Below are 924 nucleotides of genomic sequence, written 5' to 3' on the forward strand. Positions count from 1 at the left end.
GATACGAACAACCCTGCCCCCGTCAAAGGCACTTACGACTTCATGACGTTCGTGCATGAAATCGGTCATGCCCTGGGCCTCAAACATCCATTCGAGTCGAGCCAATCCAACAGTACGCTGATCTCGCCTCTGCTCGATGATACGCATTACACGATCATGAGCTACAACAATGCGTACTCCTATCAGCCGACGACACCGATGCTGCTGGATATTCTCGCTATCCAGAAAATTTACGGCGCCAACATGCTTTGGCAAACCGGTGACAACGTCTATCGCTGGGCACCCGACCAATCAGTATTCGAAACCATCTGGGATGCCGGCGGAAACGATACGATCGATGCCAGCAACCAGCAGGCGGCTGTCAGACTGAACCTGAATGAGGGTGAGTTCAGCAACATCGGCAAGGCATTCGTCGACATCCCGAACCTGCAACTGGTCAATGACGGGCTGGCGATCGCCTTTGGCACCAAAATCGAAAATGCCACCGGTTCGGCTTTTAACGATGAGCTTATCGGCAATGCGCTGGGTAACGTTCTCGATGGTGGTGCCGGCCAAGACGTCATGATTGGCGGTGCAGGCAACGACGTTTACGTTGTGGATAACGTGGGTGACGTGGTGGTGGAAACCAGCACCTCGCTGAGCGAAATCGACACGGTTATGTCGTCGATCAGCTACACCCTGGGCAGCAACCTCGAGAACCTGACCCTCACCGGCAGCGACCAGCTCGACGCCACCGGCAACGCCCTGAACAACGTGCTGATCGGCAACAGCGGCAACAACGTGCTGGACGGTGGCCTCGGCGCCGACGTGATGATGGGCGGCTTCGGCAACGACACCTACATCGTCGACAACCTCAAGGACACGGTCACCGAAACCAGTACCCTGGCGAGCGAAATCGACACCGTACGCGCCTCGGTGAGCTGG

At 56.6% G+C, this 924-nt stretch carries 1 protein-coding gene; it reads left to right on the top strand.

The window, feature by feature from the left end; translation table 11 throughout:
- Positions 1–924, top strand: a 924-nt coding sequence (locus tag AC1DIS_RS30035) for a M10 family metallopeptidase C-terminal domain-containing protein (RefSeq protein WP_477781309.1), incomplete at both ends; no start/stop codon positions are given.

The sequence above is a fragment of the Pseudomonas sp. 05N433 genome (assembly GCF_056396925.1).